The following is a 25,772-nucleotide window of genomic DNA, read 5'->3' on the forward strand; positions in this document are numbered from 1 at the left end:
ACATGACTGCCCCCGAACAAGCCGCGGTGCTCGCCGACCCCGACGAGCACCGCGGCGGGACCGGCACGGCCCGGTTCGTCCTCACCAAGATCGCCGAAGCGCTGATCAGCATCGTGCTGGTGATCGTGCTGTTCTTCTTCCTCTTCCGGATGCTGCCCGGCGACCCGGTCGCGGCGATGACCCGCGACCGGGTCACCAGCCCCCAGCAGATCGCCGAACTGCGCGAGAAGATGGGCCTCGACAAGCCCGTCTTCGTCCAGTTCGGCACCTACTTCTGGAACCTGCTGCACGGCGACCTCGGCGAATCCCGGCTGCTCAACAACGGCCGCCCGGTCGCCGACATGATCGGCGAACGGCTCTGGCCGACCATCCTGCTCGTCGGCAGCGCCACCCTGCTCGCCGTCCTCCTCGGCCTCTGGCTCGGCATCCGCGCCGCCTGGCGCCGCGACAGCTTCTTCGACCGCTCCCAGACCGGGATCGCCCTGACGCTGTGGTCGGTCCCGCAGTTCTGGCTCGGCCTGATGCTGCTCGTGGTGACCGGCGGCCTGTTCCCCAGCCGCGGCATGCACTCACCCGACGCCGCCCCCGACGTGCTGTCCCAGACCCTCGACGTCCTGCACCACCTGGTGCTGCCGTGCGTGACGCTGCTGGCGGTGTTCTACGCCCAGTACATGCTGATCATGCGGTCGTCGCTGCTGGGGGAGATGAACGCCGACTACCTCACCACCGCCCGCGCCAAGGGCCTGCGCGACGACCTCGTCCGCCGCCGCCACGCCGTCCCCAACGCCCTGCTGCCCACCACCACGCTGGTGTTCATGCAGTTCGGCCACGTCCTCGCCGGCGCCGTCACCGTCGAAGCCGTGTTCAGCTGGCCCGGCCTCGGCCAGCTCACCTACGAGGCCCTCCACGGCCCCGACCTGCCGGTGCTCCAAGGCGTCTTCACCGTGCTGGCGAGCGCGGTGGTGCTGATGAACCTGCTCGCGGAACTGCTCTACCGCGTGCTCGACCCCAGGGTGCGTACCTCATGACCACCGCCGAGACACCGCGGCAGATCGCCTGGGCCCGCCGCCGCGCGTCGCTGACCAGGACCTGGCACGAGTTCGCCGGCCAGCGGGCCGCCCTCGCCGGGCTCGTCCTGCTCGGCGCCACCGTGCTCGTCGCCCTGCTCCTGCCGCTGATCAGCGACGAGACCGGCCTCGACGTCACGAAGGCCACCGGAGCACCGCTGTCCCCGCCGAACGCCGACTTCTGGCTCGGCACCGACAACTTCGGCCGCTCGGTGCTGCTGATGACCGTCTGGGGCACCCGGATCTCCCTGCTCGTCGGGTTCTCCGCCGCCCTGCTGTCGGTCGTCATCGGCACCCTGATCGGCATCACCGCCGCCCACTTCGGCGGCTGGGTGTCGGCCACCCTGCTGCGGTTCACCGACTTCTTCCTGGTCCTGCCCTCGCTGATCCTCGCGATCGCCCTCTCCGCGGTGCTGCCCAGGGGCGTCGGCACGATCATCCTCGCCATCGGCCTCACCGCCTGGCCCAGCACCGCCCGGCTCGTCCGCGCGCAGACGCTGACCATCGAGAGCCGCCCCTACATCGAGCGCGCCCACGCCCTCGGCGGCGGCCACCTGCACATCATCGGACGGCACGTGCTGCCCGGCGTGATGCCGCTCGTGCTGGCCAACACGACCCTCGTCGTCGGCAACGCCGTCATCGCCGACGCGACCCTGTCCTTCCTCGGCGTCGGCGACGCCAACTCCGTCAGCTGGGGCAAGGTGCTGGAAGACGCGCTCAACAATGGCGCCATCAGCCGCGGCGCCTGGTGGAACGTGCTCCCGCCCGGCATCGCCATCGTCCTCGTCGTCCTCTTCTTCACCCTGGTCGGCCGGGGCCTGGAGACCGTGTTCAACCCGAGGTTGAAGAAGTGACCACCCCGCTGCTGCAGCTCACCGGCCTCACCGTCACCTACGCGGTGGGGGAGAAGGACGTGCCCGCCGTCCGCGGCGTCGACCTCACCCTCGACCCCGGCGGCACCCTCGGCGTGGCCGGCGAATCCGGCTCCGGCAAGTCCACCGTCGCGATGAGCGTGCTGCGGCTCCTGCCGCGCACGGCGAAGATCACCGGCGAGATCCTCCTCGACGGCGAAGACGTCACCGCCATGAAGTGGGGACGGCTGCGCGCGGTCCGCTGGGCCGAGGCGTCGGTGGTGTTCCAGGGCGCCATGCACGCGCTCAACCCCGTCCGCAAGATCGGCGAGCAGATCGCCGAACCGCTGCGGCTGCACCCGCCCTCGGGTGGGGCCCTCACCGACGACCAGGTCGACGCCCGCGTCGCCGAGCTGCTCACCCAGGTCGACCTGCCCCCGAGCCGGGCCGGCGCCTACCCCCACGAACTGTCCGGCGGGCAGAAGCAGCGCGTCATGATCGCCATGGCCCTGGCCTGCTCGCCCCGGCTGATCATCGCCGACGAGCCGACCACGGCCCTGGACGTCATCGTCCAGGCCCAGGTCCTCGCGCTGCTGTCCAAACTGGTCGCCGAACAGGGCATCGGACTGATCATGATCAGCCACGACCTGTCCGTGCTCGCCGCCACCTGCGAGCGCATCGCGGTGATGTACGACGGGCAGATCGTCGAAGAAGGCCCCAGCGCCGAAGTGATGGGCTCGCCCCGGCACGAGCACACGCGCGCGCTCGCCGCGGCGTTCCCGACGGTCGGCGACCCGGCGTCCCGCTTCGCCCCGGCCACCAGCAACCCGCTGCCGCCCGAACCCGCCGATCGGGTAGTGGGCGCAGAGCCGCTGCTGGCCGCGGAGAACCTGCGCGTGTCCTTCCGCGACCGCACCGGCAAGCGGATCGACGCCGTCGCCGGGGTCGACCTCACCGTGTCCCGCGACGAGATCGTCGCCCTGGTCGGGCAGTCCGGCTCCGGCAAGACCACGCTCGCCCGCACCCTGCTCGGCCTGCAGAAACCCGACTCCGGCGTGGTCCGCTACGCCGGGAAACCCGTCCCGGCCTCCGGCGCGGGGCTCAAGGCCTACCGCCGTCAGGTCCAGCTCGTCCTGCAGGACCCGACGAGTGCGCTGAACCCGGCCCACACGGTGTACGAGGCCGTCGCCGAAGGGCCGCGGATCCACCGGCTCGCCGACGAACGGGACGTCGTCCACCGGGCCCTCGAAGCCGCCGAACTGCGGCCCGCGGAGAAGTACGCCGACCGGCTCCCGCACCAGCTCTCCGGCGGCCAGCGCCAGCGCGTCGTCATCGCCGGGGCGCTGGCGCTCGAACCGTCGGTGGTGGTGGCCGACGAACCGGTGGCGTCCCTGGACGCCTCCGTCCGCGGCGAGATCCTCGCCCTGCTGATGCGGCTGCGCCGCGAACTCGGCCTCGCGGCGCTGGTGATCACCCACGACCTGGGCCTGGCCTGGAACATCGCCGACCGGGTCGCCGTGATGTACCGCGGGGAGCTCGTCGAAACCGGAACCGTGGAGCAGGTCCTGCTCGACCCGCAGCACGAGTACACGAAGTCCCTGCTGGCCGCCCTCCCGGGCGGCACCGCCCAGCACCGCGCCGTCGGAACCTGAGCCCCAACGCAGTGAATGACTCATTCCTGGCGTCGGATGCCAGGAATGAGTCATTCACTGCATCCGGCACTGGCTGGGGCACCCGGGAAACCGGCACTGCGGGAAGGCCACTCAGGCGCAGTGTGTAATCTCCGAACGGAAATGGCGACCACCACCGACCCCGCACAGACCCCCTCGACCGGCGTGGCCGAGCGGCTCCGCGTGCCCTCGCGATTCCCCTACCGCACGATCGCGATGGGCACCGTCGGCAGCACCCTGCTGATGATCGCCGCCCTCGGCGCCGGCGGCATCCTGATCTCCGACCCCGTGCTCGGCCACGGCCCGCTTTCCTGGGTCCGCTACGGCCACGGGCGCATGCTCGCCAACGCCGTCCTCTACACCGGCTTCGGCATGGTCGTGTGGGCGTGGGTCCGGCTCGGCCGCTACGTGCTCGCCGGCCGCATCGGCAGCCGCCCGATCCTGGTCGCCGCCGGCTGCTGGATGGCGCCGCTGCTGGTGTCGCCGCCGCTGTTCACCCGCGACGTCTTCTCCTACCTCGGCCAGGGCGCCCAGCTGCTCTACGGGCTCGACCCGTACGCCAACGGGCCCGCCGAGCTCGACGTGCTGCCGAACGTGGTGCAGAACGTCCACCCGCTCTGGCAGACCACCCCGGCCCCGTACGGGCCGCTGTTCCTGCTGATCTCCAAGGGCGTGGTCGCCACCACCGGCGACAACATGATCCTCGGCGTCATCCTCATGCGCGTCGTGCTGCTGGTGGGCCTCGCGGGGACGCTGTGGGCGCTGCCGCGGCTGGTCAAGCACCTCGGCGGCAGGCTCCCGGTCGCGCTGTGGCTCGCGGTGGCCAGCCCGATGATGGTGATCCACCTCTTCGGCGGCCCGCACAACGACCTGATGATGCTCGCGTTCCTCACCATCGGCGTCCTCGCCGCCCTGGAGCGCAAGCACGTCGTCGCGGTCGTCCTGGTCACCATCGGCATGCTGATCAAGCCCACCGCGGCGATCGCGCTGCCGTTCATCGTCTGGATGTGGGCCAACCACCTCACCGGCGAGTCGAAGGTCCGCAACTTCCTGCGGGCCGGCGCCGCGTCGGTGGGCCTGTTCCTGCCGGTGTTCGTCGCGGGCACCTGGATCTCGCTGGGATCGCTCAACCTCGGCTGGTGGTCCGGGCTCAAGGCCCCGCAGCTGATCGCGAACTGGCTCAACATCCCCACCGGCATCGGCGAGGTGTTCTACAACCTGGTCCACCTGATCGTGGACGTCCAGGTCTCGCCGTTCGTGACGGTCGCCCGCGCGGCCGGCATGCTGCTGCTGATCGGTTTCGGCGTCCGCCAGTGGTGGCTCGCCCGCGGCGGCGGCACCGAGGCGGTCTACCGGGCCGGCATCTCGCTGCTGGCGGTGGCGATCCTCATGCCGCCGACCCTCCCGTGGTACCTGACCTGGGGCTTCGTGCTCCTGTCGGCGTTCAAGTGGCAACCGCGGCACCTGGCGCTGGTGGTGGCCGTGTCGGTGTTCGTGACGCTGGTGTACTACCCGACCGGTGAGCAGGCCCTGTACGACTGGTGGTTCATCGCCGGGGTCGTGCTGGCCAGCCTGTACTCGGCGGCTTCGCTGCTGCGCCCGGACCCGCTCGGCATCATCGACGCCTGGCGCCGCCCGGAAAAGTTCCTCCGCGACTGACCCATCTCCCGCGGCCCTCGTGAGTGGTAAGGCGGGTTCTAACCCGCCTTACCACTCACGAGCCGGACCAGCCTCGCCAGGTGTGGACGTCCGTCAGCACCACCGCGTGCTCCGGCGGCCGCTCCGCGTACTGCTCGTACTTCGCCACCAGCCACGAAACCGGCTCGGCCCCCGGCGGCAGCACCCGTGCGGTGCCGTCCGCGCGGGCCCACCACAGCCGCGACCAGTCCTCGTCGTAGCCGTCGGCCAGGAAGCACACCGCCGGGTTCTCCTCGATGTTGCGCAGGCGTCGCAACGCCACCGAAGACTTCGGCTTGTGGTCCACCGCGAACACGACCCGGTCGCCCCGGACCGCGAACGTCACCGGCACCAGGTGCGGCACGCCCGCCGCCGACACCGTGGCCAGCCGGGCCACCCGCGACTGCGCGAACCGGGAACGGGCCTCGTCCGGGGTCACGTCAGCGCGGGGGTGTCGAACGTGAGCGTCCCCCGGTCCGCGTCCAGCGTCACCGGCACCCCCAGCGGCAGCGTCGGCGACGAGGGCACGTGCCCGAACCCGAACTCCTCGACCAGCGGCACCCCCAGCGGCCCCAGCCGCTCCACCACCAGTGCCCGCACGTCGGCCGGATCCCCGCACGCCGCCCACGAGCCCAGCACGATCCCGCGGACGCCGTCGAACCAGCCGCTGCGCAGCAGCTGCGTCAGCATCCGGTCCAGCCGGTACACGCTCTCGGTCACGTCCTCCAGCAGCACGATCGCGTCCCGCGCCGACCCGTGCTCCGGCGTCCCGATCCCCGCTGCCAGCAGCGACAGGTTCCCGCCCGTCAGCACCCCCGACGCCCGGCCCGGCACCAGCGCCGAGCCGCCGCGCACCACCAGGGTCCCCTCCGGCTCGAACAGCGAACGCCGCAGGTGCTCCTGCGCGAAGTCGTCGAACAGCACGCTCGCCGGCATCGGGGAGAACAAAGTGGACAGTCCGAGGTGGACGTCCACCGCGCGGTGCAGCGCCGTGATGTCCGACGACCCGGCCAGCACCTTCGGACCCGCCGCCCGCAGCGTCGCCCAGTCCACCAGGTCCAGCATCCGCTGCACGCCGTAGCCGCCGCGCGCGGCCAGCACGCACCGCACCCCCGGATCCAGCCACGCCTCGGTGAACTCCGCCGCCCGCGCGGCGTCCGGCGCGGACAGGTACGGCGGCGACCCGGGCGAAGCCCGCACGCACGGCCCGACCCGCACCTCCACGCCCCAGCCGCGCAGCACCGGCAGCGCCTTCTCCAGCAGGTCCGCCGGCACCGGCCCGGCCGGCGCCACCAGGGCGAGGGTGTCCCCGGCCCGCAGCCGCGGCGGCCTCACCGGGACAGCTCCAGCCGCGCCACGCCCGGCGTCTCGAACCCGAACACCTGGCCGTAGAACGACAATTCGGCCTCCAGCGCCGCCACGATCGTCGCCGCCTGCCGGAAACCGTGCTGCTCCCCGGCGAACCGCTGGTAGGCGTACGGGATCCCGCGCCCGGCCAGCTTCGCCACGAACCGGTCGGCCTGCTCCGGCGGGCAGATCCGGTCCTCCAGGCCCTGCTGGAACAGCACCGGCCCGGCCAGCCCGCCCACGTTCGCCAGCGGCGAACGCTCCAGGTACCGCGGCCGCGTTTCGGGCAGCGGCCCGACCAGCCCGTCGAGGTACCGCGACTCGAAGTCGTGGGTCTCGCCCTCGGTGCCGGTCCACCCCGCCAGGTCCAGCACCGGGTACATCACCGTGCCCGCCCGGTAGGTCTTCGTCGTCGTCAGCGACGCCGCCGCGGTGAACCCGCCCGCGCTGCCGCCGCGGATGCCCAGCCGGTCACCGTCGGCCAGCCCGGCCGCCACCAGCGCCTCGGCCACCGCCACGCAGTCGGCGACGTCCACCACGCCCCACTGCTCCCGCAGCCGCTCCCGGTAGGCGCGCCCGAACCCGGTCGACCCGCCGTAGTTGACCGCCGCGACGCCGATGCCGCGGCTGGTGAAGTACGCGATCTCCAGGTCCAGCTCGGCGAAGTGCTGCCCGGTGGGGCCACCGTGGACGTGCACCAGCAGCGGCGGCCGCTCGCCATCGGGGGCCGCGAAATCCGGGTTCCGCGGCGGGTACAGCACCACCGGCACGGTCTCGCCGCCGGCGGTGGTGAACACCCGCTCCTGCGGCACCGGCAGGAACGCCGAGGGCAGCTCCGGCTGCGGGGTCAGGTCCGTCACCGTGCCGTCGAGGGCCACGCGCACGACGGCGGACTCCCGCGCGGGGCCGCCCGCGACACCCACCACTGCGTCATCGAGAACGGCGAAGCCCGTCGACGACCAGGCCGTCAGCTCGCCGTCCACCGGCGTCACCGAGCCGTCGGCCGGGTCGAGCACCGCCAGCCGCCCGCCGGCGAGCACCGCGTGCCTGCCGCCGCCCAGCGGCGCGAACCACCGCGACCCCGCCTTCCACAGCGGGCCACCGAGCTCCTGGTCAACCGGCGCCAGGTTCACCACCGAGCCGTCCAGGCCGATCCGGTGCAAGTTCCACCAGCCGTCCGGGTCCGCCAGCGCCAGCAGCGCCTCCGGCGTCTCCCACTCGACCTGGCACACCGAGACGTCCACGCCGCCGGCCACCACCCGGTGCGGCCCGAACGCGCCCGCCCCGTCGACCGGCGCCACGCACAGCTCGGTGCCGTCCCACGGCATCCGCGGGTGGTCCCAGCCGAACCACGCCGCGTGCCGCCCGTCCGGCGACAGCTTCGGCACCGTCAGGAACCGGTGGCTCGCGGCCAGCACCCGCTCACCGCCGCCGTCGACGGCGATCGCGACGAGTTCGCGCTCGATGTCGGTGGGACGCGGCCCGGTGCTGCGCTCGCGGACCGCCCACACCTCGCCCGGCCGCCCGGCCCGCAGATCCCCGTAGCGGACGCTCTGCGGCTGCGCGGGGGACGGCGTGAGCGGCACCACGCCGATTTCGCTCTGCGCGTACACGCGCTGATCGGCCCAGTGCGTGAACACCACGACCCCGTCGGCCACCGCCCACGGCCGGCCGCCGTACTCGTGCAGCCGGTTGCGGACGTTCCACGGGGCCGGCAGCACGTCCTCGGTACCGCCCGGCACCGCCCGGACCAGCGCGACCCGGCCCTGCTCACCGGGTCGCCCCTCGGCCCACCACACCTCGCCGGAGACGACGTCGAGCCACTGCGGGCCCCCACCGGCGGCGGCCACCTCGGCGGCGGTGATGGGCGAAGACCACGTTCCGTACGGAGAGATCCGAGACACCCCCCGAGGCTAGCGGCCCGCGAAGAGTGGGGCGGCGGATGCCGATCATGCGCCGGTGGCCTAGGGTCGACAGTGCTATGTCTCGCGAAATCCACGTCTTCCGCCAGCCGGATCGGTTCGTCGCCGGCACCGTCGGCGAGCCCGGCGATCGCACGTTCTACCTCCAGGCGTCGGAGGACGTGCGCACGATCAGCGTCACCATCGAAAAACAGCAGGTCGTCGTCCTCGCGGAACGGCTGAGCTCGCTGCTGGAGGAGGTCGCCAGCCGGTTCGGCGCCGACGTCCCCGACGACGCGCCCGAGGACCTCGTCGACCTCGACCCCCTCACCGTCCCGGTGGAGGAGGAGTTCCGGGTCGGCACCATGGGCCTGGGCTGGGACGCCGACAGCAGCGCGGTCGTCATCGAGCTGCTCGCCATCACCGAGGGCGAGGTCGACGAAACGGTCGTGCTCGACGACACCGAGGAGGGCCCGGACGCCGTCCGCGTCTTCCTCTCCCCGGCCGCCGCCCGGGCCTTCGCCGAGCGCGCCGACCGCGTCGTCAACGCCGGCCGCAAGCCGTGCCCGCTGTGCGCCGAACCGCTCGACCCGAGCGGGCACATCTGCCCCCGGCAGAACGGCTACCGGCGCGAAACCGACGCGGGCGAAGAAGACTGACCATGGCGAGCACCCCGGCCGACCCCGCCTCCCGCGAACTCGTCACCCACGGCCGCATCGACGTCGAAGGCCGGCTGGTCGACGCCTCCAACGTCACGCTCTTCTGCGCGATCGAACTCGACGGCGTCACCGGCCGGGTCGTCTACAAGCCGGTGTCGGGGGAGCGGCCGCTGTGGGACTTCCCCGACGGCACCCTGGCCGGGCGCGAGGTCGCCACCGCGATCATCGCCGACGCCGCCGGCATCGGCGCGATCCCGCCGACCGTGCTGCGCGACGGGCCGTTCGGCCCCGGCATGGTCCAGCTCTGGGTGGAGACCACCGAAGACGACCTGGTGGAGGTCCTGCCGCCCGACGACGTCCCCGACGGCTGGCGCCCGGTGCTGCACGCCCACGACCGGCTCGGCGAACCCGCGGTGCTGGCCCACGCCGACCACCCCGGCCTGCGCGACCTGGCCGTGCTCGACATCATCGCCAACAACACCGACCGCAAGGGCGGGCACCTGCTGCCCGGTGTCGACGGCCGCGTCTACGGCGTGGACCACGGCATCTGCCTGCACACCGACCCCAAGCTGCGGACGGTCTTGTGGGGCTGGATCGGCGAGCCGGTGCCGCCGGACACCGTCGAGAAGCTGCGCAAGCTGCGCTCGGAGATCGACGGGAGCCTCGGCAAGACCCTCGCCGAGCACATCACCAAGTTCGAGATCCGGGCGCTGGCCAACCGCACCGACGTCCTGCTGGCCGAGGGCATCTTCCCCGCACCCGGCGACGACTGGCGCGCCATCCCGTGGCCGCTGTTCTGATCGACGACGCGGCCCGGGCCCGGCTCGCCGACCGCTTCGGCGCGGAGCTGGCCGAGCCGTGGTGCGACACGCTCCCGGACCTGGTCGCCCGCCTCACCGCGAAGTGGGGGCTGACCGTCCGCGAGGCCCGGCCCGGCAACACCGGCCGCACCCTGCTGTGCACCGGTCCCGGCGGCGACCGGCAGGTCCTCAAGCTCACCCCGGACCCGGAGGTCGCCCGGCTGGAGTTCGCCGGGCTGAGCGCCTGGGCCGGGTGCTCCCGCGTCGTCCAGATCCTCGACGCCGACCTCGAGGCGAACGCCATCCTCCTCGAAGGCCTGGTCCCCGGGACCGAGCTGACCGGCCGCGAAGTGCCCTGGGCCGAGATCGGCGAACTGCTCACCCAACTGCGCTCCGTCGAGCCTCCCGGGGAGTTCCGGCGGCTCGCCGAGGGCATCGAGTTCATCTTCGACCTCTCCGAACGCCGCCGCCGTGAGTCCCCGGCCGCCGCGCACCTGAGCGCCGAGGTGCTGGCGCTGGGGCGTCAGCGCGCGTTGGAGCTGGCCGCCGGCGGGCCGGTCACGCTCGTCCACGGCGACCTGCACCCCGCCAACGTCCTCGACGCCGGCCCCGGACGCGGGGCGGTGGCCATCGACCCGCGGCCCGCACTCGGCGACCCGTCCCTCGACGCCATCGACTTCGTCTACGTCCCGATGACCGCCGGTGGCACCCTCGACGAGGGCATCGCCGCCCTCGCCCCGCACGTCGCGGACTTCGACGCCGAGCGCGTCCGCGCCTGGTGCGTGGCGATGGCGCCGCTGGTCGCACTGGCGCCGCTGCGCCGCGGCGAGCGGACACCGTTCACCGACGCGGTCCTGGAACTGGCCCGCTGACCGGCGTGGCATGACCCCGCCGCGCGGCCGTGGCCACTAGGTTCCCAGGTCGTGCGCTCCCACTCCTATGACGACGTGCTCGCCGGCAAGCGCCGCAAGAAGGTGCCGGAGGTCCCCGCCGAACCCGGCCTGGTCGTCGAGGACCCGGCCAGCGGCTACTGCGGCGCGGTGGTGAAGATCGAGTACGGGAACGTCGTGCTCGAGGACGCCAAGGGCCGCCACCGCGTTTTCCCGCTCGCCCCCGCCGGCTTCCTCCTGGAAGGGAAGCCGGTCACGCTGGTGCCGTTCACAGCGCCGGCGAAGGCGCCGGCCCGGCAGATCTCGGCTTCCGGGTCCGTGCGCGTCGAAGGCCTCAAAGCCCGCGTCGCCCGCGACTCGCGGATCTGGGTCGAAGGCAAGCACGACGCCGAGCTCGTCGAACGCGTCTGGGGCCACGACCTGCGCGTCGAAGGCGTCGTCGTCGAACCGCTCGACGGCGTCGACGTGCTCGCCGACCGGATCGCCGAGTTCGGCACCGGCCCCGGCCGCCGCCTCGGCGTCCTGGTCGACCACCTGGTGCCCGGCAGCAAGGAATCCCGGCTCGTCGAAGCCGTCCGCGACGAGAACGTGCTGGTCACCGGCCACCCCTACATCGACGTCTGGGAAGCCGTCCGGCCCGCAGCCGTCGGCATCGAAGCCTGGCCGAAGATCCCGCGCGGGACCGAATGGAAGCAGGGGATCTGCGACGCGCTCGGCTGGGGGCAACCTTTCGAAGGCTGGCAGCGTGTGCTGAGCGGGGTGAGCAGTTTCCGCGACCTCGAGACCCCGCTCATCGGGGCCGTGGAGCGGCTCATCGACTTCGTCACCGAACCGGGGGAAGAGGGCTGAATGTCCGGATTGTCCAAGGTCACGCAAAGGTCACGTCCAGTCACCGCGCCGGTGCGAACCGGCACGATCTGAGAGCATGAAGCCATGGCTTGGGCACTGGTCTGGTTGATCGTCGGGATCGCCTTGGTGATCGCCGAAGTCGTCTCCGGCGACTTCGTGCTGGTCATGCTGGGCGTCGCCGCGCTGTTCGGCGCGGGAGCCGAAGTGCTCACCGGAAACCTGGTCATCGACGTCGCCGTGTTCGCCGTCGCCTCCGTCGGCATGCTCATGCTGGTCCGCCCCGCGCTCAAGCGGCGCTTCCTCTCCGGGCCCACCCACCACACCGGCATCGACGCGCTGATCGGCGCCCGCGCCGTCGTCGTGTCCACAGTGGATGCCGAGGCCGGCCGGGTGAAGCTGGCCGGCGACGTCTGGTCGGCCCGCAGCCTCGGTGAGCACCTCCCGCCCATCGCCCCCGGTACCCAGGTCACGGTCGTCGAGATCTCCGGCGCCACCGCCGTCGTGTCGGCCGAACCGTGAGCCTGGGACTCGTCGTCGTCGGCGAGGGCCACGCCGCGGTGCTCGAACGCGGCGGGCGGTTCCGCGCCGTCCTCGGCCCCGGCCGCCACCTCGTGCTCCCGTTCGCCGACCGCGTCCGCGCCCGCTTCGACCTCGGCGACCAGCTCCTCAGCGCCCCGCCCCGCCCGGTCGAGGCCGGCGACGGGCAGGAGGTCCACATCGGGTTCGAGGTCGTGTTCGCGATCACCGACCCGCGCCAAGCCATGTACGAAATCGCCGACCCGGCGCTCGCGATCGAGCAGCTGACCCGCACCGCACTGCGGCAGGAGGCCGGCCTGACCACGGCCGAGCGCGCCGTCACCGCGCCGGAGGACCTGCACCGTACAGTGTGGACGGTCCTGCACGACACCACCGGCCGCTGGGGCATCACCACGAAGGAACTGCAGCTCGCGGTGAGCCCGCCGGCTGCACCCGGAACGCCGTCAACCGCGCAAGAATGGTATTAGGTAAGGGGAAAGTCTCTTGACGGGATTCGCGATCGGCTTGGTCATCGCCTTGGTCTTGCTCGTGATCATCACGATAGCCAAGGCGGTCATGGTGGTGCCGCAGGCGCAGTCGGCCGTGATCGAGCGGCTCGGCCGGTTCCGCACGGTCGCCTCGCCCGGCCTCAACATCCTCGTGCCGTTCCTGGACAAGGTGCGCGCCCGGATCGACCTGCGCGAGCAGGTCGTCTCGTTCCCGCCGCAGCCGGTGATCACCGAGGACAACCTGACGGTGTCGATCGACACGGTCGTGTACTTCCAGGTCACCGACTCGCGCGCCGCGGTGTACGAGATCTCCAACTACATCGTCGGTGTCGAGCAGCTGACCACCACCACGCTGCGCAACGTGGTCGGTGGCATGAGCCTCGAGCAGACACTGACCTCCCGCGACTCGATCAACACCCAGCTGCGCGGGGTGCTCGACGAGGCGACCGGCCGGTGGGGCATCCGCGTGAGCCGGGTCGAGCTGAAGGCGATCGACCCGCCGCCCTCCATCCAGGATTCGATGGAGAAGCAGATGCGCGCGGACCGCGAGAAGCGCGCCATGATCCTCACCGCGGAAGGCCAGCGGGAGTCCGCGATCAAGACCGCGGAAGGCCAGAAGCAGAGCCAGATCCTCTCCGCCGAGGGAGCCCGCCAGGCGACCATCCTCGCCGCCGAGGCCGAGCGGCAGTCCCGGATCCTGCGCGCCCAGGGTGAGCGCGCCGCGCGGTACCTGCAGGCGCAGGGCCAGGCGAAGGCGATCGAGAAGGTGTTCGCCGCGATCAAGGCCGGCCGCCCGACGCCGGAGGTGCTGGCCTACCAGTACCTGCAGACCCTGCCGCAGATGGCCCAGGGCGACGCGAACAAGGTCTGGATGATCCCCAGCGACTACGGCAAGGCCCTCGAGGGCTTCGCCCGCGCGCTCGGCGCCCCGGGCGACGACGGCGTGTTCCGGTACGAGCCGCCGAAGGAGGACGACGTCCCCGACAAGCCCGACCTCGAGGACGACGAGGTCTCCAGCTGGTTCGAGACCAAGAGCGACCCGAAGGTCGCCGAGGCCGTCGCGGCCGCGGAAGCGGTGGCGCGCAAGGAGGTCCCGGCGATCGGGGCGCCTTCGTCGCCGTCCGCGCGGCCGTCGATCCCGCGTCCGGCCCAGCAGCAGCTTGAGCCGGAGGCCGACGAGGACCGCGGCACCGAGGTCACGCCCGCGCCCCAGCAGCCCGCGACGCCGAAGGGCGGGCAGCCCGCGCTGCCGCAGCCGCAGGCTCCCGCGGGCCCGCCGCCGGGCCAGTTCCAGGGCCAGCCGCCGCAGGCTCCGCCGCCGGGCCAGTACGGCGGCCCGCAGCAGCAGAACCCGGGCAGCGGTCCGTTCCCGCAGCAGCCCCCGTTCGGCGGCCCCCAGGGTGGCCCGCGCCGCTGACCCGTCTCCCGCGGACGCCGGTCGTGAGTGAAAAAGCGGGTTCTAACCCGCTTTTTCACTCACGACCGGCCGCGGCGGACCTGGGTCGTGCGGTGCGCTGGTAGACGGTGACGTCGTCGATGTCCGCTTTGGACCGGTCGCGCAGGAAGACCACGCACAGCACCGTGACCACCGCCGACAGGATGATGTAGCCGGAGATCGCGTACGGCGTCCCGGTCGTGTGCAGCAGCCACGTCGCCAGCAGCGGCGCCGGCCCGCCCGCGAACACCGACGCCAGCTGGTAGCCCAGCCCCGCGCCGCCGTAGCGCAGGTGCGTCGGGAAGCTCTCGCCGATCAACGCCGCCTGCGGCCCGTACTGCAGGGCGTGCGGGACGAAGGACACGACGACCGCGACGAACACGAGCGCGTGGCTGCCGTGCGCCAGGATGGTGAAGTACGGGAACGCGATCACCCCGGTCAGCACCGCCCCGCACAGGTAGACCCGTTTGCGGCCGAAGGTGTCCGACAGCGCCGAGAACAGCGGGATCAGCGCCAGTTCGCACGCCGCCCCGACGAGGACCGCGTTGAGCACGAAGGTCTTGCTGAAGTCGTGCCGGGACACGACGTAGATCAGCACGTAGCTGGTGAACAGGTAGAACGGCATCTGCTCGCTGAACCGGACGCCGGCCGAGAGCAGGATCTCCCGCCAGTGGTGCCGGATCGCGTCGAGCACCGGCGTGCGGGCGGTCTGCCGGTTCTCGACGAGCTTGGCGAACATCGGCGTCTCGAGGATCTTCAACCGGATCACCAGGCCGACCCCGACCAGCACCAGGCTGAGCAGGAACGGGATCCGCCAGCCCCAGGAGTCGAACGCACCGGGGGAGAGCGTCGCCGACAGCAGCGTCATCCCACCGGTGCCGAGCACCAGCCCGACCGGGACGCCGATCTGCGCGAAACTGCCCAGCAGCCCGCGTTTGCGCTGGTCACCCCACTCCATGGCGAGCAGCACCGAGCCGCTCCACTCGCCGCCGATGGCGATGCCCTGCACCAGCCGCAGCAGCACCAGGATCAGCGGCGCGGCGATGCCGATCGCCGAGGTCCCGGGCAGTATCCCGACCACGCCGGAGGAGATGCCCATCAGCAGCAGCGTGACGATCAGCGTCGCCTTCCGGCCGATCCGGTCGCCCCAGTGCCCGAAGATCGCGGCCCCCACCGGCCGCGCGGCGAACCCGACCGCGTAGGTCGCGAACGACTGCATGGCCCCGGCGTAGGCGCTCGAGGCGGGGAAGAACAGGTGCGGGAAGACCAAGGCCGCCGCGGTGTTGTAGAGGAAGAAGTCGTACCACTCGATGGTGGTGCCGATCGAGCTGGCGAGCGCGGCCCGCCGGACCTGCACTTTGCTGTCGGTTGTCACCTTGTGCGTGACGCCGTTGTCTCCCAGAACCATTTCGCAACACCTCCGGTGACCGATGTCACACGACAGTGTGACGCTTGTGGACGCTTTCGGCGATCGATGACGCACTTCTCGCCCGGTCGGTGGTCCCCTGCCCAACAGCGAACTTGCCGACTAGGCAACTTTGCAGATTCTGCAAAGTTCGGTACGGTGAAGCCATGGACACCGACCACACCGGCCTGCGTGAGCGCAAGAAGCAGCAGACGCGCATCGCGCTGAGCTGGGCGGCGATCCGGCTGACCGTCGAACGCGGCTTCGACAACGTCCGGATCGAAGACATCGCCGCCGAAGCCGGGGTGTCCACCCGGACCTTCAGCAACTACTTCGGCAGCAAGGGCGAAGCCATCGTCGCCCGGCACCACGACCGGGCGCGCGCCATCGCCGCGGAGCTGCGTGCCCGGCCGGCCGGGGAACCGATCTGGGACGCCATCACCCACGCTGCGCTCGAGGGGTTCGCCCTGGGGGAACCGGTGCCCGACGGGCAGGCGGCCACCCAGGACTGGATCGAAGGACTGCGGCTGATGGTCGCCGAACCCACCCTGCAGGGCGAGTTCCAGAAGGCCGGCGCCGCGGCCGAAGCCGAGTTCGCGCTCGCCGTCGCCGAACGCACCGGCACCGACGCCGCCCGGGACGTCTACCCGCGGCTCGTCGCGGGTGTCGTCGGTGCCGCGATCAACGTCGTCACCCAGCAGTGGCTCGTCGCCGACCCGCGGCCGTCTCTCGAAGACGTGCTGCGGGACGTGTTCGGCCGGCTCGCCGCCGGGCTGCCCGAACCCCGCTAGTCCGTCCCGCCGAAGCGCGCCCGCACGCCGGGCTGCTTCGCCGTGCCCGAAAAACCCGAACCCGAGGAGTTCCGCCATGGAAGACGTCGTCATCGCCGGAGCCGGCCCGAACGGCCTCATGCTCGCCTGCGAACTGGCCCTCGCCGGTATCCGGCCGCTGGTCCTGGAACGGCTGCCCGAACCCACCGCCGAGAACCGTGCCAACGGGCTCGTCGGCCAGGTCGTCCGCCTCCTCGACCGCCGCGGCCTGCACGAGCGGCTCGCCGGCCCGATCGGCCCGCCCGCACCGGCGTTCGTCTTCGGCGCGATGCGGCTGGACCTCAGCCTCGCCGAGCACAACTCGCTGCACCTCCTCGGTGTGCCGCAACGGCGCGTCGCAGCGATGCTCGACGAACGCGCCGCCGAACTGGGCGTCGAGATCCGGCGCGGCCACGAGCTCACCGGCCTGACCCAGGACGCCGACGCGGTCACCCTTGAGGTCACCGGACCCGATGGCCCGTACCGGATCGGCACCCGGTACCTCGTCGGCGCCGACGGGGGCCGCAGCGTCACCCGCAAGCTCGCCGGCATCGGCTTCCCCGGCGTCACCGAGGACCGCACCCTGTCCTTCACCGCGAACGCCACCGTGCCCGCGGAGTTCGCCGACCGGGAATCGGGCGGCCTGCGCGTCCCAGGCCACGGCGTCATCCCGCCCTTTTTCCACTGCCGCACCGAAACCGGCCTGTTCGTCTACGCGCCGTTCCCCGCCGGTGCGCTGATCAGCACCATGGAGTGGACCGACGACGAAGAACCCAGGGACGAGCCGCCGATGACCCTCGGCGACCTGCGCGCGAGCATCCGGCGCGTGCTCGGCTTCGAGCTGCCACTCGGCGAACCCGAGGGCGACGGCCCGCACCTGCTGCGGCGGCTGCGCGGGCGCAACACGCGGCTGGCGGAGAAGTTCCGCGAAGGGCGGGTCCTGCTGGTCGGCGACGCCGCCCACGTCCACTCCGCGATCGGTGGTCCGGGGCTGAACCTCGGCCTGCAGGACGCGGTCGGCCTGGGCTCCGGTTGCCCGCGACCGTGCAGCACCTCGCCGACCTGATGTCCGGCGCGGACGTCCGGTACGAGCCGGGCACCGACCACCCGCTCGACGGCCGCTGGGCCCCGGATCTCGTGCTGGCCGACGGGACCCGGCTCGCCGAACTGACCACGACGGCCCGGCCGCTGCTGCTGGACTTCACCGGCTCGCTCGGCGAAGAGCTGCGCGGCTGGACCGACCGCGTCGACCTCGTCTCGGGCCGGGCCGACGGTGACGCGACCGCGCTGCTCGTCCGGCCCGACGGGTACGTCGCCTGGGCCACCAGCGCCGCCGAACCCGACGACACGGAACGCAAGGCCCTGCGCGCGGCCCTCGAACGGTGGTTCGGGCTCCCGCTTGACGCGTAGGAAATCTCCTACGTATTGTCGGCGGCATGACGATCACCCACGTGCAGTTCCTGACCCTGCCGGTCGCCGACCACGCCCGTGCGCGGGACTTCTACGTCGGCAAGCTCGGCTTCGAAGCCCTCGTCGACCGCCGCACACCCGGAGGCGGCCGGTTCGTGCTGGTCGCGCCGAAGGGGGCGAAGACCGGCGTGGTGCTGACCGACCAGCCGGTCACCGGGATCGAACCGGGTCCGCGGCACTTCCAGCTGCAGACCACCGACGTCGACGCCGAGGTCGCCGCGCTGCGGGCGGCCGGCGTTGACGTCGCCGAGCCACAGCGGCAGCCGTGGGGCCGGGCGACCTCGTTCAAGGACGTCGACGGCCACACGATCGGCCTGCTCGAGCCGTCGGACTTCGGCGCCGTGCCGCGCTGATGCCGGTCAACGACGACGTGTTCGCCGCGCTCGCCAGCCCGGCGCGGCGCGAGGTCCTGCGGCTGCTGCTCGACGGCCCGATGGCCGCCGGTTCGATCGCCGAGCGGTTCGAGATGGCCCGGCCCAGCCTTTCGGAACACCTGCGGGTGCTTCGCGAGGCCGGGCTGGTCACCGAACAGCGTCAGGGCCGCAACCGGGTGTACCGCCTCGACGCGGCTCCGCTGAAGCAGGTCGCGGACTGGCTCACCCCGTACGAACGCTTCTGGCGGACCAAACTCGCCAACCTGCGCGACCTGCTGGACGAAGAGGAAGACCTGTGACCGACGACGACCCGACGGCGATCCACGTCGACCAGTTCCTCGCCCACCCGGCCCGCAAGGTGTGGCGCGCGCTGACCGAGCCGGACCTGCTGGAACGCTGGATCAACATGCCCAACGACATCAAGCCCGTGGTGGGGCACCGGTTCCACCTGCTGGCCGAGCCGGTGCCCGCGGCCGGGTTCGCCGGCGGCCCGGTGGCGTGCGAGGTCCTCGAAGTCGAGGTCGAGCGCAAGCTCAGCATCCGCTGGGGTCCGCAGTGGACGGTGACCTGGCGCCTGGAGCCGGAAGGCACCGGCACCCGGCTGCTGCTCAGCCACGAGGGATTCGACCCGGACGACGAGTTCCAGCGCGTCTCCCGCCGGATCATGGGCGGCGGCTGGCGCTCCCACGTGCCGCGGGCACTGGCCCGGTTGCTGGACACGTTGCCCGAGCCCGGCCCGTTACGATCAGGTGGTGACGTCCGCTGAGCCCGCCGAGCCGAAGCCGCTGCGCGCCGACGCCCGCCGCAACCGGACGCGCGTGCTGGAGGCGGCCGAGAGCGTGTTCGCGGCCAAGGGAACCGGGGCGCCCACCGAGGAGGTCGCCCGCGTCGCCGGCGTCGGCATCGGCACGGTGTTCCGGCACTTCCCGACCAAGGAGGCGCTGCTCGAAGCGGTCCTGTACGCGCGGCTGAGCCGGTTCGTCGACGAGGCCGAAACGGCCGTGGCCGCGGAGTCCGCCGACCCGGGCACCGCGTTCTTCAGCTTCCTCACCAGCTGGATCGAGATGTCGAGCGCGAAGAACGCCTACTTCGAGGCACTCACCGCGGCCGGGGTGACGGTGCCGGTCGCGAAGTCCGACATCGGCGCGCGGCTGCTGTCGGCCCTCGGCGTGCTGCTGTCCCGCGCGCAGCAGGCGGGCGCGGTCCGGGCCGACCTGGTCGTCGGCGAGCTGATCCCGGTGATCATCGGTGTCGCGCGGGCGGCGGAGTACGCCGGCCCGGACGCGGCCTTGCGCGACCGGGCCGTGGCGATCCTCTTCGACGGCCTGCGTTCCTCAGCGGGTGACCGGCGCTGAATCCACCGGTGCCAGCGTCGGGCGTTTCGCGGCCATGGCGTCCCCGGACGACTCGCCCTTCACCCGCCGCCGCACCCACGGCAGCGCGTGTTCCCGCGCCCACTGCAGATTCTGGCTCCGGCGCGCGGCCGGGCTCAGCACCGCGCGCGGTGCCGGTTCCGGCTTGACCAGCGGATGCTCCACGCCGAGGACCCGCAGCACCTCGATGGCGACCTCGGTGTGGCCGAGCGCGTTGAGGTGCAGGCGGTCCGGCGCCCAGAACCGGCGGTCGCACAGCTGCCGCATCGACCACAGGTCCACCAGCAGCGCGTCGTGCCGGGTGGCGATGCCGCGCACCAGCTCGTTGTAGATGGCCACCCGGCCGCGGATCGTGCGGAACAGCGGGTCTTCGACGCCGTCGACCCCGGTGAACAGCACCAGGCGGGCGCCGGTGGCCCGGATCCGGGCGACGGCCGCTTCGTACTTGACGAGCATCGCGTCGATGTCGACCTTGGGGCGCATGAGGTCGTTGCCGCCGGCGTAGAGGGTGACGAGGTCGGGCTCCATGGCCAGCGCCGGCTCGAGCTGTTCGGCGAGCACCTGGGGCAGCAGCTTGCCCCGGATGGCGAGGTTGGCGTACCGGAAGTCCGGTTCCCGCGCGGCGAGCTGCTCGGCGACGCGGTCGGCCCAGCCGCGCACGCCGTTGGGGGCGGCGGGATCGTCGTCGCCGACACCTTCGGTGAACGAGTCCCCCAAAGTCACTAAGCGCTTGCTCATGTGTCCAGTGTAGGCAGACCGCGAAGAAAGATTCCGGAGGCCTGTCGGATCGGGGCGGTGGTGTTCGTGGCCAGGTGAGGCGCCACCGGCGCGACCGACGATTCCCGCGAGGAGCCACCATGACCGCCACCTACACCTTCGACGTCTTCTCCACGCTCGACGGCTTCGCCAACCACGACGGCGACTGGGGCGGCTACTGGGGCAAGCAGGGCCCGGAGTTCCTCGCCCACCGCGCCGCCGCCTACCGCGACCCGCTGCGCATGGTGCTGGGGGCCAGGACCTATTCCTCGAACGCGCCGTTCCTGCGCGCGGGCGTCGACCGTGGCCGGTTCGATGGGTGGATCACGCGCATGTTCGAGTCCCCGGTGACGGTGCTCTCCCACCGGCTGACCGAGCCGCTCGACTGGCCGGGCACGACCATCGAGCCCGGTGATCCCGTCGAGGTGGTCCGGCGCCTCAAGGCCGGATCGGACGTGCCGCTGCGCTCCCACGGGAGCCTGACGCTCAACCGCGCGCTGCTGAACGCCGGCCTGGTCGACCTCATCGAGGTGACGGTCTTCCCGGTGCTCTGCGGCAAGACCGGGGTGGACCGGATCTTCGACGGCGTGGACGACTTCGACCTCGAGCTGCTCGAGGCCCGGACCTTCGACGGCCACACGCAGGTGCTGACCTACCGGCCGGTGCGGCACGGGTGACCGAGTTCGCCCGGCGCAAAAACTGTGGACCGCCCCGCCCCGGGCCGGTACACGGGGAAGGTGACCTCCTACGACGCCATCGCCGACTGGTACGAAACCACGCTCGTTCCCAGCTGGCAGGCGGACCCGCTGGAGTTCGGGCCGATGCTGCGGGACCTGCTCGGACCGGGCACGGGAGCGTGTCTCGAACTCGGCTGCGGCACCGGCGCCCACGCCGAGCGGATCCGGCAGCTCGGCCGGACCCCGCTCGGCGTCGACGTCTCCGCCGGCATGCTGCGCCACGCGGCGGCGCGGCTGCCGGTCGTGCGGGGTGACGCCGTCGCGCTGCCGATCGCCACCGGGGCGCTGCCCGCCGTCGTCGCGATCATGGTCCACACCGACATGCCCGCCTACCCGGCGGTGCTGCGGGAAGCCGCCCGCGTGCTGGCGCCGGGCGGGGTGTTCGCGCACATCGGCGTGCACCCGTGTTTCTGCGGCGGGTTCGCCGACCGCACCGACGGCCGCGCCGTGGTGATCCGGCCCGGCTATCGGGAGCCCGGCTGGACGATGGAGTCGTGGACCGACCAGGGTCTGCGGGACAAGGTCGGTGCCACCCACCGGCCGCTGCCCGCGCTGCTGGGCGCGGTCCTCGAGGCCGGCCTGGTGTTCGAGCGGTTCGCCGAAGGCGGCGCACCCACCCCGACGGTGTTCGCCTGGCGGGCGAGAAAGCCGTACGCCGAAAGGCCGCACCGGTGATCGTCCGGGCCGGGTCGCTATCCTCCCGCGATGACTGGGGAAGTCCGAATCGGTGATCAAGCCCGCGCGGCGGCCACCCGCACACTGGACACGGCCTTGCGCGAAGGTCGGCTCGATCTGGCCGAGTACGAACGACGGGTGGTTCTCGTCCAGGCGGCCAAGGTCCGGAAGGACCTGACCCCGGCCGTCGCCGACCTGCCCGGCAGTTCCGGCCGCACCGGCCCGAACCTGCGGGTCTCGGCCGCCGACCGCGAACGGGCGCTGGTCCGGCTGGCCGGCGCCCTGACCGACGGGCGCCTGGAAGTACGCGCCTACGCCGACGCCGAGGAACTGCTGAACCGGGCCGTGACCTACGCCGACGTCGACGCCGTCGTGGGCGACCTGGACGCCAAGGCGAGCCACATCGAACGTGATCAGGCCATCGCGCGCATCGAGGCCGCGGTCGCCGGCGGGCTGCTGGAGCCGGCCGAACAGCACGACCGGGTGGCCGCGGTCCGGCGGGCGACCACCGACGCCCAGCTGGCCGCACTGGTGGCCGACCTGCCCACCGGTACGGGCCCGGCCCGGTCGCCGCGGGCGTCCCACGCCGACCGGGAAGCCGTTGTCGCGCAACTGCACGACGCCGTCGAGGCGGGCGTGCTGGACCTGCCGGAGTTCGACGAGCGGGTGCGCGCGGTCTACGCGGCCCGGTTGCGCGACGAGCTGACGAGACTGGTGGCGGACCTGCCGCACCCGGAGCCGCCACCGGCTCCGCCGGCCGCTTTGCCGCCCGCGCCGCCGATCGCCCCGCTCCCGCGGGAGCAGCCGTCGTTCGAGACCGGCATGACCACGGCCAAGGTGGCGGCCGTCGGCTGGTGCGTCATGGTCGGCATCGTGATCCTCCTGGGGGTGGCGGGGCTGACCGTCCTCGCCCTCGTGCTCGGGACGCTGTCGGCGATCGTGTTCGTCGGGATCCTCGTATGGGCCAAGCGCACGGTGACCGCGGCGATGGAGGCGGAAAGCGCTCCCCGCACCGGAGAACCGTTCCTGCCGGCGGTCGAACCGTTCCCCGGCCGGGGGCCGACGTGGGTCGACGTGGATCCGGCCGAGTGGACGCCGAAGAAGCGGGCACTGGGCCGGCACCAGGGCGACCTCGAATCGATCACGGCCCTGGTGCTGCCCGACGGCACCCCGGTGGCGATCACCGGCAGCCGGGACAACACGGCCCGGGTGTGGGACCTGACCGACGACTCGTCGCGGCACACCCTCAGCGGCCACACCCACGACGTGGTGGGCGTCGCGGCCATGGTCCTGCCGGACGGCGTCCCGGTCGCGGTGACGGTCAGCACGGACCGGACGGCCCGGGTCTGGGACCTGCGGGACGGTTCCCCGCGCGGCACCCTGCCCGGACTGGCCCCGGACCCGAAGACGGTGCGGTGCCTGTCGCTGGCCGACGGCACCCCGGTGGCGGTCGTCCACAACGGCTTCAACGCGATCCAGACGTGGGACCTGCGCGACCACAAGCGGCGGCACAACGTCCGTGAGAAGGACACCTTCGCCCGGATGGTTCCGGCGGTTCTCCCCGACGGCACGCCGGTCGCGGTGGTCGCCGACTGGGGAAACCACCTCCGGGTGCTGAACCTGGCGAACGGGAAGCCCCGGTTCCGGCTCACCGGCCACACCCAGCCGGTCAACGCGATCGACACGACGGTCCTCGCCGATGGGACCCCGATCGTGGTGTCCGCGGGCGATGACAAGACGATCCGCGTCTGGGACCTGGGACGCCGGACGCTGCTGTGCACCATCACCGGCCTGGTCGAAGCGAAAGAGGCCGTGGTGTGCACGGCCCTGCCGGACGGCACCCCGGTCGCGGTCGCCTGCGACTGGGAGCCGGGCAACACGTCGGTGTGGAACCTCCGGGACGGTTCCGAACTGCCGTACCGGTTCGATTTCTGGGGAAAGCTCCTGAGCGCGGTCGCCCTTCCGGACCGGACCCTGCTCCTGGGGTTCTCCGACGAAGCCCGCGCGGCGGCGGTGCGGCAGCTGCGCTAGGCGCTGACCTGCCTCGCCCGGTGCTCGGCGACGTGCACCCGCGTGGCGCACCGCGTCGAGCAGAACCGGCGGCGGCCGTTGCGCGAAGTGTCGACGTACGCCGTTTCGCAGCCTTCGCGGCTGCAGATGCCCAGGCGATCCGGGGCCTCGCACACGAGGTGGGCCAGCCCGCCCGCGGTGTAGGCGCGGACCCGGCCGACCGGACCGGCGTCCTCGGCCGAGTAGTGCAGGTGGGGTGGCTTGCCGTCGTGGGTGGTGATGTACGGGCGGCACGCCGCTTCGGCCAGCAGCTCGTTGACCAGGCCCGGGCGGGCGGCGGCCTCGGCGGCGAACACCGGCCGCAGCCGGTCGGCCCACGCGCCGATCAGGGCCGCTTCGCCGTCGGTCAGTGCCTTGATGGCGGCCATGCCGTTGCGGACCATCCCGTCGAGGAGCTCGCTCGCGGACCCGGCGTTGACCAGGTCGGCGGCCACCAGAGCCGCTGGGCCGCCGTAAGGGTTGAAGTGCACTGACCCATTACAGCACGATCGGGGCATGAACCGGAACCGTTGCCCCCGCTGTGGCTGGCCGCTCGCCGAGCTCCCCGAAACCGCGGCCCGGCCCGTCACCCACCGGCTCGACTACGTGCGCTGCGTCTGCGGCAGCTGGCTCGCCCGCTTGGACGGCGAAGTCGTCGGCGCCACCCGCTCGGCACCATGACTCGCTCTCTCGCGCGGGATCACCAACGCCACCCGGCCGGTGACGTGGCTCAGAAGTCGAGCGCGCCTGCCATTCGCCTTGGCCGCCGATCGCGGCGGGTTCAGCAGCGCCACCCGCACGGCACCGTGACTCGCCCTTCCGCGCGGGCTCACCAGCGCCACCCGGCAAGCGCCCTGACTCACAGGTCGAGCGCGCCCGCGGCGTTGTCGTTCCACTGGTCGACGCGGCGGATGTACTCGTACAGCGCCCGGCTGCCGCGGACCCAGCGGCCCTGGTCGGCGATCGCGAGGTCGTCGGCCCCGGCGCGGCGGGCCTCGGTGGCGAAACCGGATCGCAGGGAGTGGCCCGTCACCGGGTAGGGCAGGCCCGCACGGACGCCGGCCCGGGTGAGGATCTGGTTGACGCCGGTGGTGCTCAACGCGGGCTCGCCGACGTTGCCGTGCCGGTCGACGCGGCGGAACGCCGGCCCCTCGGTGATCCCCGCACCCGAGCGCCACGCGTGCCACGCCCGCACCGGGTCGGTGTCGGGGTTCTCGCGCCGCGGGACGACCATGTCGCCGGTGCTCTTGCCGTGCCGGACGGTCACCGCCAGCCCCCGGTCGTCGACCGGCTGCACGTCGGTGACCAGCAGGTTCGCCAGGTCGGAGCAGCGGGCCGCGATCGGGAAGCCGATCAGCAGCATCGCCCGGTCGCGGGCGCCGGCCAGGGTGTCGGGGCACGCGCGCGACATGGCCCGCAGGTCGGCGAGGGTGACCATGGTGGCCTTGCCGCGGCCGCGCTGGATGCCCTCCCGGGCCAGCCGCTGCCGGTATCCCTTCAGCGCCCGCCACGCGGCGCGGCTGGCTTCGGGATCGACGATCACCTTGTGGTGGCGCAGCCCGGCGAGCGCGCCGGTGAGCCGCCGCTCGATCGTCGAGGGCGCCGCCGGGGCGGCCCGCTCGGGCACTTCGGGCACGGCCCGTTCGTCCGGCCGCAGCGTGCGGCCGCGTTCCAGCCAGACGACGAACCCGGTCAGGGCGCCGATCGTCGCCGACAGCGGCGGGATCCCGGCTTCGGCGGTGTAGTCCTGCCAGACCTGCCAGTCCTGGGCGTAGGCCTTGAGCGTGTTGGGTGGCCGTTGCCCGTCGACGTGCCGGGCGGCGGCCTCGTCCAGCAGCGCCAGCCGCTCGTGGGCGCTCACCGCGGCGTCGGTCACCGGTTCCAGGTCGGGCACGCGCCGAGGTTACGGGATCTCGGTAGGTTCACGTGTCGATCCACGCGGGTGCCGTTCGT

General features: G+C 72.5%; 27 protein-coding genes and 1 pseudogene. 21 read left to right on the top strand and 7 right to left on the bottom strand.

Annotated elements, in window-relative coordinates:
* The first annotated feature begins 2 nt into the window (after positions 1-2).
* The 4 genes from ACFPLC_RS36775 to mptB all read left to right on the top strand — a co-directional run bounded on the left by ACFPLC_RS36775 (position 3) and on the right by mptB (position 5,247).
* Complete coding sequence (locus ACFPLC_RS36775) at positions 3-1,028, top strand: ABC transporter permease (RefSeq protein ID WP_378192738.1); 1,026 nt, start codon at positions 3-5, stop codon at positions 1,026-1,028.
* Positions 1,025-1,921, top strand: a complete 897-nt coding sequence (locus ACFPLC_RS36780) for an ABC transporter permease (protein WP_378192740.1) — start codon at positions 1,025-1,027, stop codon at positions 1,919-1,921. Before ACFPLC_RS36775 ends, ACFPLC_RS36780 begins: the two co-directional genes overlap by 4 nt.
* Positions 1,918-3,570 (top strand): dipeptide ABC transporter ATP-binding protein, encoded by a 1,653-nt coding sequence (locus ACFPLC_RS36785; RefSeq protein WP_378192741.1) that lies wholly within the window; start codon positions 1,918-1,920, stop codon positions 3,568-3,570. The genes ACFPLC_RS36780 and ACFPLC_RS36785 overlap by 4 nt, the downstream gene beginning before the upstream one ends.
* A 141-nt stretch (positions 3,571-3,711) precedes the next feature.
* Positions 3,712-5,247 (top strand): polyprenol phosphomannose-dependent alpha 1,6 mannosyltransferase MptB, encoded by a 1,536-nt coding sequence (gene mptB, locus ACFPLC_RS36790; RefSeq protein ID WP_378192743.1) that lies wholly within the window; start codon positions 3,712-3,714, stop codon positions 5,245-5,247.
* A 55-nt stretch (positions 5,248-5,302) separates the two neighbouring features.
* On the opposite strand, the gene ACFPLC_RS36795 is transcribed toward mptB, so the two are convergent.
* From ACFPLC_RS36795 to ACFPLC_RS36805, 3 genes are read right to left on the bottom strand one after another with little or no spacing between them, the layout of a single operon-like run.
* Positions 5,303-5,704 carry a TIGR03668 family PPOX class F420-dependent oxidoreductase gene (locus tag ACFPLC_RS36795; RefSeq protein WP_378192745.1) on the bottom strand — a complete coding sequence of 134 codons (402 nt, stop codon included), beginning with the start codon at positions 5,702-5,704 and terminating at the stop codon, positions 5,303-5,305.
* Positions 5,701-6,600, bottom strand: coding sequence for a S66 peptidase family protein (locus tag ACFPLC_RS36800; RefSeq protein ID WP_378192747.1), 900 nt, complete (start codon positions 6,598-6,600; stop codon positions 5,701-5,703). The genes ACFPLC_RS36795 and ACFPLC_RS36800 overlap by 4 nt, the downstream gene beginning before the upstream one ends.
* Positions 6,597-8,516 carry a prolyl oligopeptidase family serine peptidase gene (locus ACFPLC_RS36805; protein ID WP_378192749.1) on the bottom strand — a complete coding sequence of 640 codons (1,920 nt, stop codon included), beginning with the start codon at positions 8,514-8,516 and terminating at the stop codon, positions 6,597-6,599. The genes ACFPLC_RS36800 and ACFPLC_RS36805 overlap by 4 nt, the downstream gene beginning before the upstream one ends.
* Before the next feature lie 77 nt (positions 8,517-8,593).
* Here ACFPLC_RS36805 and ACFPLC_RS36810 point away from each other — a divergent pair, with 77 nt between their 5' ends.
* The 7 genes from ACFPLC_RS36810 to ACFPLC_RS36840 all read left to right on the top strand — a co-directional run bounded on the left by ACFPLC_RS36810 (position 8,594) and on the right by ACFPLC_RS36840 (position 14,153).
* Complete coding sequence (locus ACFPLC_RS36810) at positions 8,594-9,172, top strand: DUF3090 domain-containing protein (protein WP_378192751.1); 579 nt, start codon at positions 8,594-8,596, stop codon at positions 9,170-9,172.
* Between the two features lie 2 nt (positions 9,173-9,174).
* On the top strand, positions 9,175-9,972 hold the full coding sequence (locus ACFPLC_RS36815) for an SCO1664 family protein (protein ID WP_378192753.1): 798 nt from the start codon (positions 9,175-9,177) through the stop codon (positions 9,970-9,972).
* Complete coding sequence (locus ACFPLC_RS36820; protein ID WP_378192755.1) at positions 9,957-10,844, top strand: aminoglycoside phosphotransferase family protein; 888 nt, start codon at positions 9,957-9,959, stop codon at positions 10,842-10,844. The genes ACFPLC_RS36815 and ACFPLC_RS36820 overlap by 16 nt, the downstream gene beginning before the upstream one ends.
* A 51-nt stretch (positions 10,845-10,895) precedes the next feature.
* The gene (locus ACFPLC_RS36825; RefSeq protein WP_378192757.1) at positions 10,896-11,711 is read left to right on the top strand and encodes a DUF3097 domain-containing protein; all 816 of its coding nucleotides are present in this window, start codon (positions 10,896-10,898) and stop codon (positions 11,709-11,711) included.
* A gap of 84 nt (positions 11,712-11,795) precedes the next feature.
* The gene (locus tag ACFPLC_RS36830) at positions 11,796-12,230 is read left to right on the top strand and encodes an NfeD family protein (protein ID WP_378192759.1); all 435 of its coding nucleotides are present in this window, start codon (positions 11,796-11,798) and stop codon (positions 12,228-12,230) included.
* The gene (locus ACFPLC_RS36835) at positions 12,227-12,715 is read left to right on the top strand and encodes an SPFH domain-containing protein (protein ID WP_378192761.1); all 489 of its coding nucleotides are present in this window, start codon (positions 12,227-12,229) and stop codon (positions 12,713-12,715) included. Before ACFPLC_RS36830 ends, ACFPLC_RS36835 begins: the two co-directional genes overlap by 4 nt.
* 16 nt (positions 12,716-12,731) lie before the next feature.
* Complete coding sequence (locus ACFPLC_RS36840) at positions 12,732-14,153, top strand: SPFH domain-containing protein (RefSeq protein WP_378236059.1); 1,422 nt, start codon at positions 12,732-12,734, stop codon at positions 14,151-14,153.
* A gap of 55 nt (positions 14,154-14,208) precedes the next feature.
* Here the strand turns inward: ACFPLC_RS36840 and ACFPLC_RS36845 are convergent, their stop codons facing one another.
* A complete protein-coding gene (locus ACFPLC_RS36845; RefSeq protein ID WP_378207448.1) occupies positions 14,209-15,579 on the bottom strand; it encodes an MFS transporter in 1,371 nt (456 codons plus the stop codon).
* Between the two features lie 164 nt (positions 15,580-15,743).
* Here ACFPLC_RS36845 and ACFPLC_RS36850 point away from each other — a divergent pair, with 164 nt between their 5' ends.
* From ACFPLC_RS36850 to ACFPLC_RS36875, 6 genes and pseudogenes are all read left to right on the top strand, one after another.
* Positions 15,744-16,367 carry an acyl-CoA-like ligand-binding transcription factor gene (locus tag ACFPLC_RS36850; RefSeq protein ID WP_378207451.1) on the top strand — a complete coding sequence of 208 codons (624 nt, stop codon included), beginning with the start codon at positions 15,744-15,746 and terminating at the stop codon, positions 16,365-16,367.
* 76 nt (positions 16,368-16,443) lie between these two features.
* A pseudogene (locus tag ACFPLC_RS36855) lies at positions 16,444-17,795 on the top strand (FAD-dependent monooxygenase).
* Positions 17,796-17,821: 26 nt separating this feature from the next.
* Positions 17,822-18,208 (top strand): VOC family protein, encoded by a 387-nt coding sequence (locus tag ACFPLC_RS36860; RefSeq protein ID WP_378207454.1) that lies wholly within the window; start codon positions 17,822-17,824, stop codon positions 18,206-18,208.
* The gene (locus ACFPLC_RS36865; RefSeq protein WP_378207457.1) at positions 18,208-18,528 is read left to right on the top strand and encodes a metalloregulator ArsR/SmtB family transcription factor; all 321 of its coding nucleotides are present in this window, start codon (positions 18,208-18,210) and stop codon (positions 18,526-18,528) included. Before ACFPLC_RS36860 ends, ACFPLC_RS36865 begins: the two co-directional genes overlap by 1 nt.
* Positions 18,525-18,995: an SRPBCC family protein gene (locus ACFPLC_RS36870; RefSeq protein WP_378207460.1), complete on the top strand. Its 471-nt coding sequence runs from the start codon at positions 18,525-18,527 to the stop codon at positions 18,993-18,995. The genes ACFPLC_RS36865 and ACFPLC_RS36870 overlap by 4 nt, the downstream gene beginning before the upstream one ends.
* A complete protein-coding gene (locus ACFPLC_RS36875; protein WP_378207463.1) occupies positions 18,979-19,584 on the top strand; it encodes a TetR/AcrR family transcriptional regulator in 606 nt (201 codons plus the stop codon). Before ACFPLC_RS36870 ends, ACFPLC_RS36875 begins: the two co-directional genes overlap by 17 nt.
* Here ACFPLC_RS36875 and ACFPLC_RS36880 read toward each other — a convergent pair.
* On the bottom strand, positions 19,564-20,340 hold the full coding sequence (locus ACFPLC_RS36880) for an SGNH/GDSL hydrolase family protein (protein ID WP_378207465.1): 777 nt from the start codon (positions 20,338-20,340) through the stop codon (positions 19,564-19,566). The genes ACFPLC_RS36875 and ACFPLC_RS36880 overlap by 21 nt on opposite strands.
* 119 nt (positions 20,341-20,459) lie before the next feature.
* Here ACFPLC_RS36880 and ACFPLC_RS36885 point away from each other — a divergent pair, with 119 nt between their 5' ends.
* From ACFPLC_RS36885 to ACFPLC_RS36895, 3 genes are read left to right on the top strand one after another with little or no spacing between them, the layout of a single operon-like run.
* Positions 20,460-21,035 (top strand): dihydrofolate reductase family protein, encoded by a 576-nt coding sequence (locus ACFPLC_RS36885; RefSeq protein WP_378207468.1) that lies wholly within the window; start codon positions 20,460-20,462, stop codon positions 21,033-21,035.
* A 60-nt stretch (positions 21,036-21,095) separates the two neighbouring features.
* On the top strand, positions 21,096-21,770 hold the full coding sequence (locus ACFPLC_RS36890; protein ID WP_378207470.1) for a class I SAM-dependent DNA methyltransferase: 675 nt from the start codon (positions 21,096-21,098) through the stop codon (positions 21,768-21,770).
* Between the two features lie 30 nt (positions 21,771-21,800).
* Positions 21,801-23,801 carry a DUF1707 domain-containing protein gene (locus ACFPLC_RS36895; protein WP_378207477.1) on the top strand — a complete coding sequence of 667 codons (2,001 nt, stop codon included), beginning with the start codon at positions 21,801-21,803 and terminating at the stop codon, positions 23,799-23,801.
* On the opposite strand, the gene ACFPLC_RS36900 is transcribed toward ACFPLC_RS36895, so the two are convergent.
* On the bottom strand, positions 23,798-24,310 hold the full coding sequence (locus tag ACFPLC_RS36900) for a CGNR zinc finger domain-containing protein (protein WP_378207480.1): 513 nt from the start codon (positions 24,308-24,310) through the stop codon (positions 23,798-23,800). The genes ACFPLC_RS36895 and ACFPLC_RS36900 overlap by 4 nt on opposite strands.
* Positions 24,311-24,335: 25 nt before the next feature.
* Between ACFPLC_RS36900 and ACFPLC_RS36905 the strand changes: the two genes are divergently transcribed.
* The gene (locus ACFPLC_RS36905) at positions 24,336-24,500 is read left to right on the top strand and encodes a hypothetical protein (protein WP_191306046.1); all 165 of its coding nucleotides are present in this window, start codon (positions 24,336-24,338) and stop codon (positions 24,498-24,500) included.
* A gap of 178 nt (positions 24,501-24,678) precedes the next feature.
* Here ACFPLC_RS36905 and ACFPLC_RS36910 read toward each other — a convergent pair whose 3' ends face one another.
* Positions 24,679-25,713 (bottom strand): site-specific integrase, encoded by a 1,035-nt coding sequence (locus ACFPLC_RS36910; RefSeq protein WP_191306047.1) that lies wholly within the window; start codon positions 25,711-25,713, stop codon positions 24,679-24,681.
* Positions 25,714-25,772: the final 59 nt, after the last annotated feature.

The organism is Amycolatopsis plumensis (assembly GCF_042652605.1).
GTDB classification, from domain to species: Bacteria; Actinomycetota; Actinomycetes; order Mycobacteriales; family Pseudonocardiaceae; genus Amycolatopsis; species Amycolatopsis plumensis.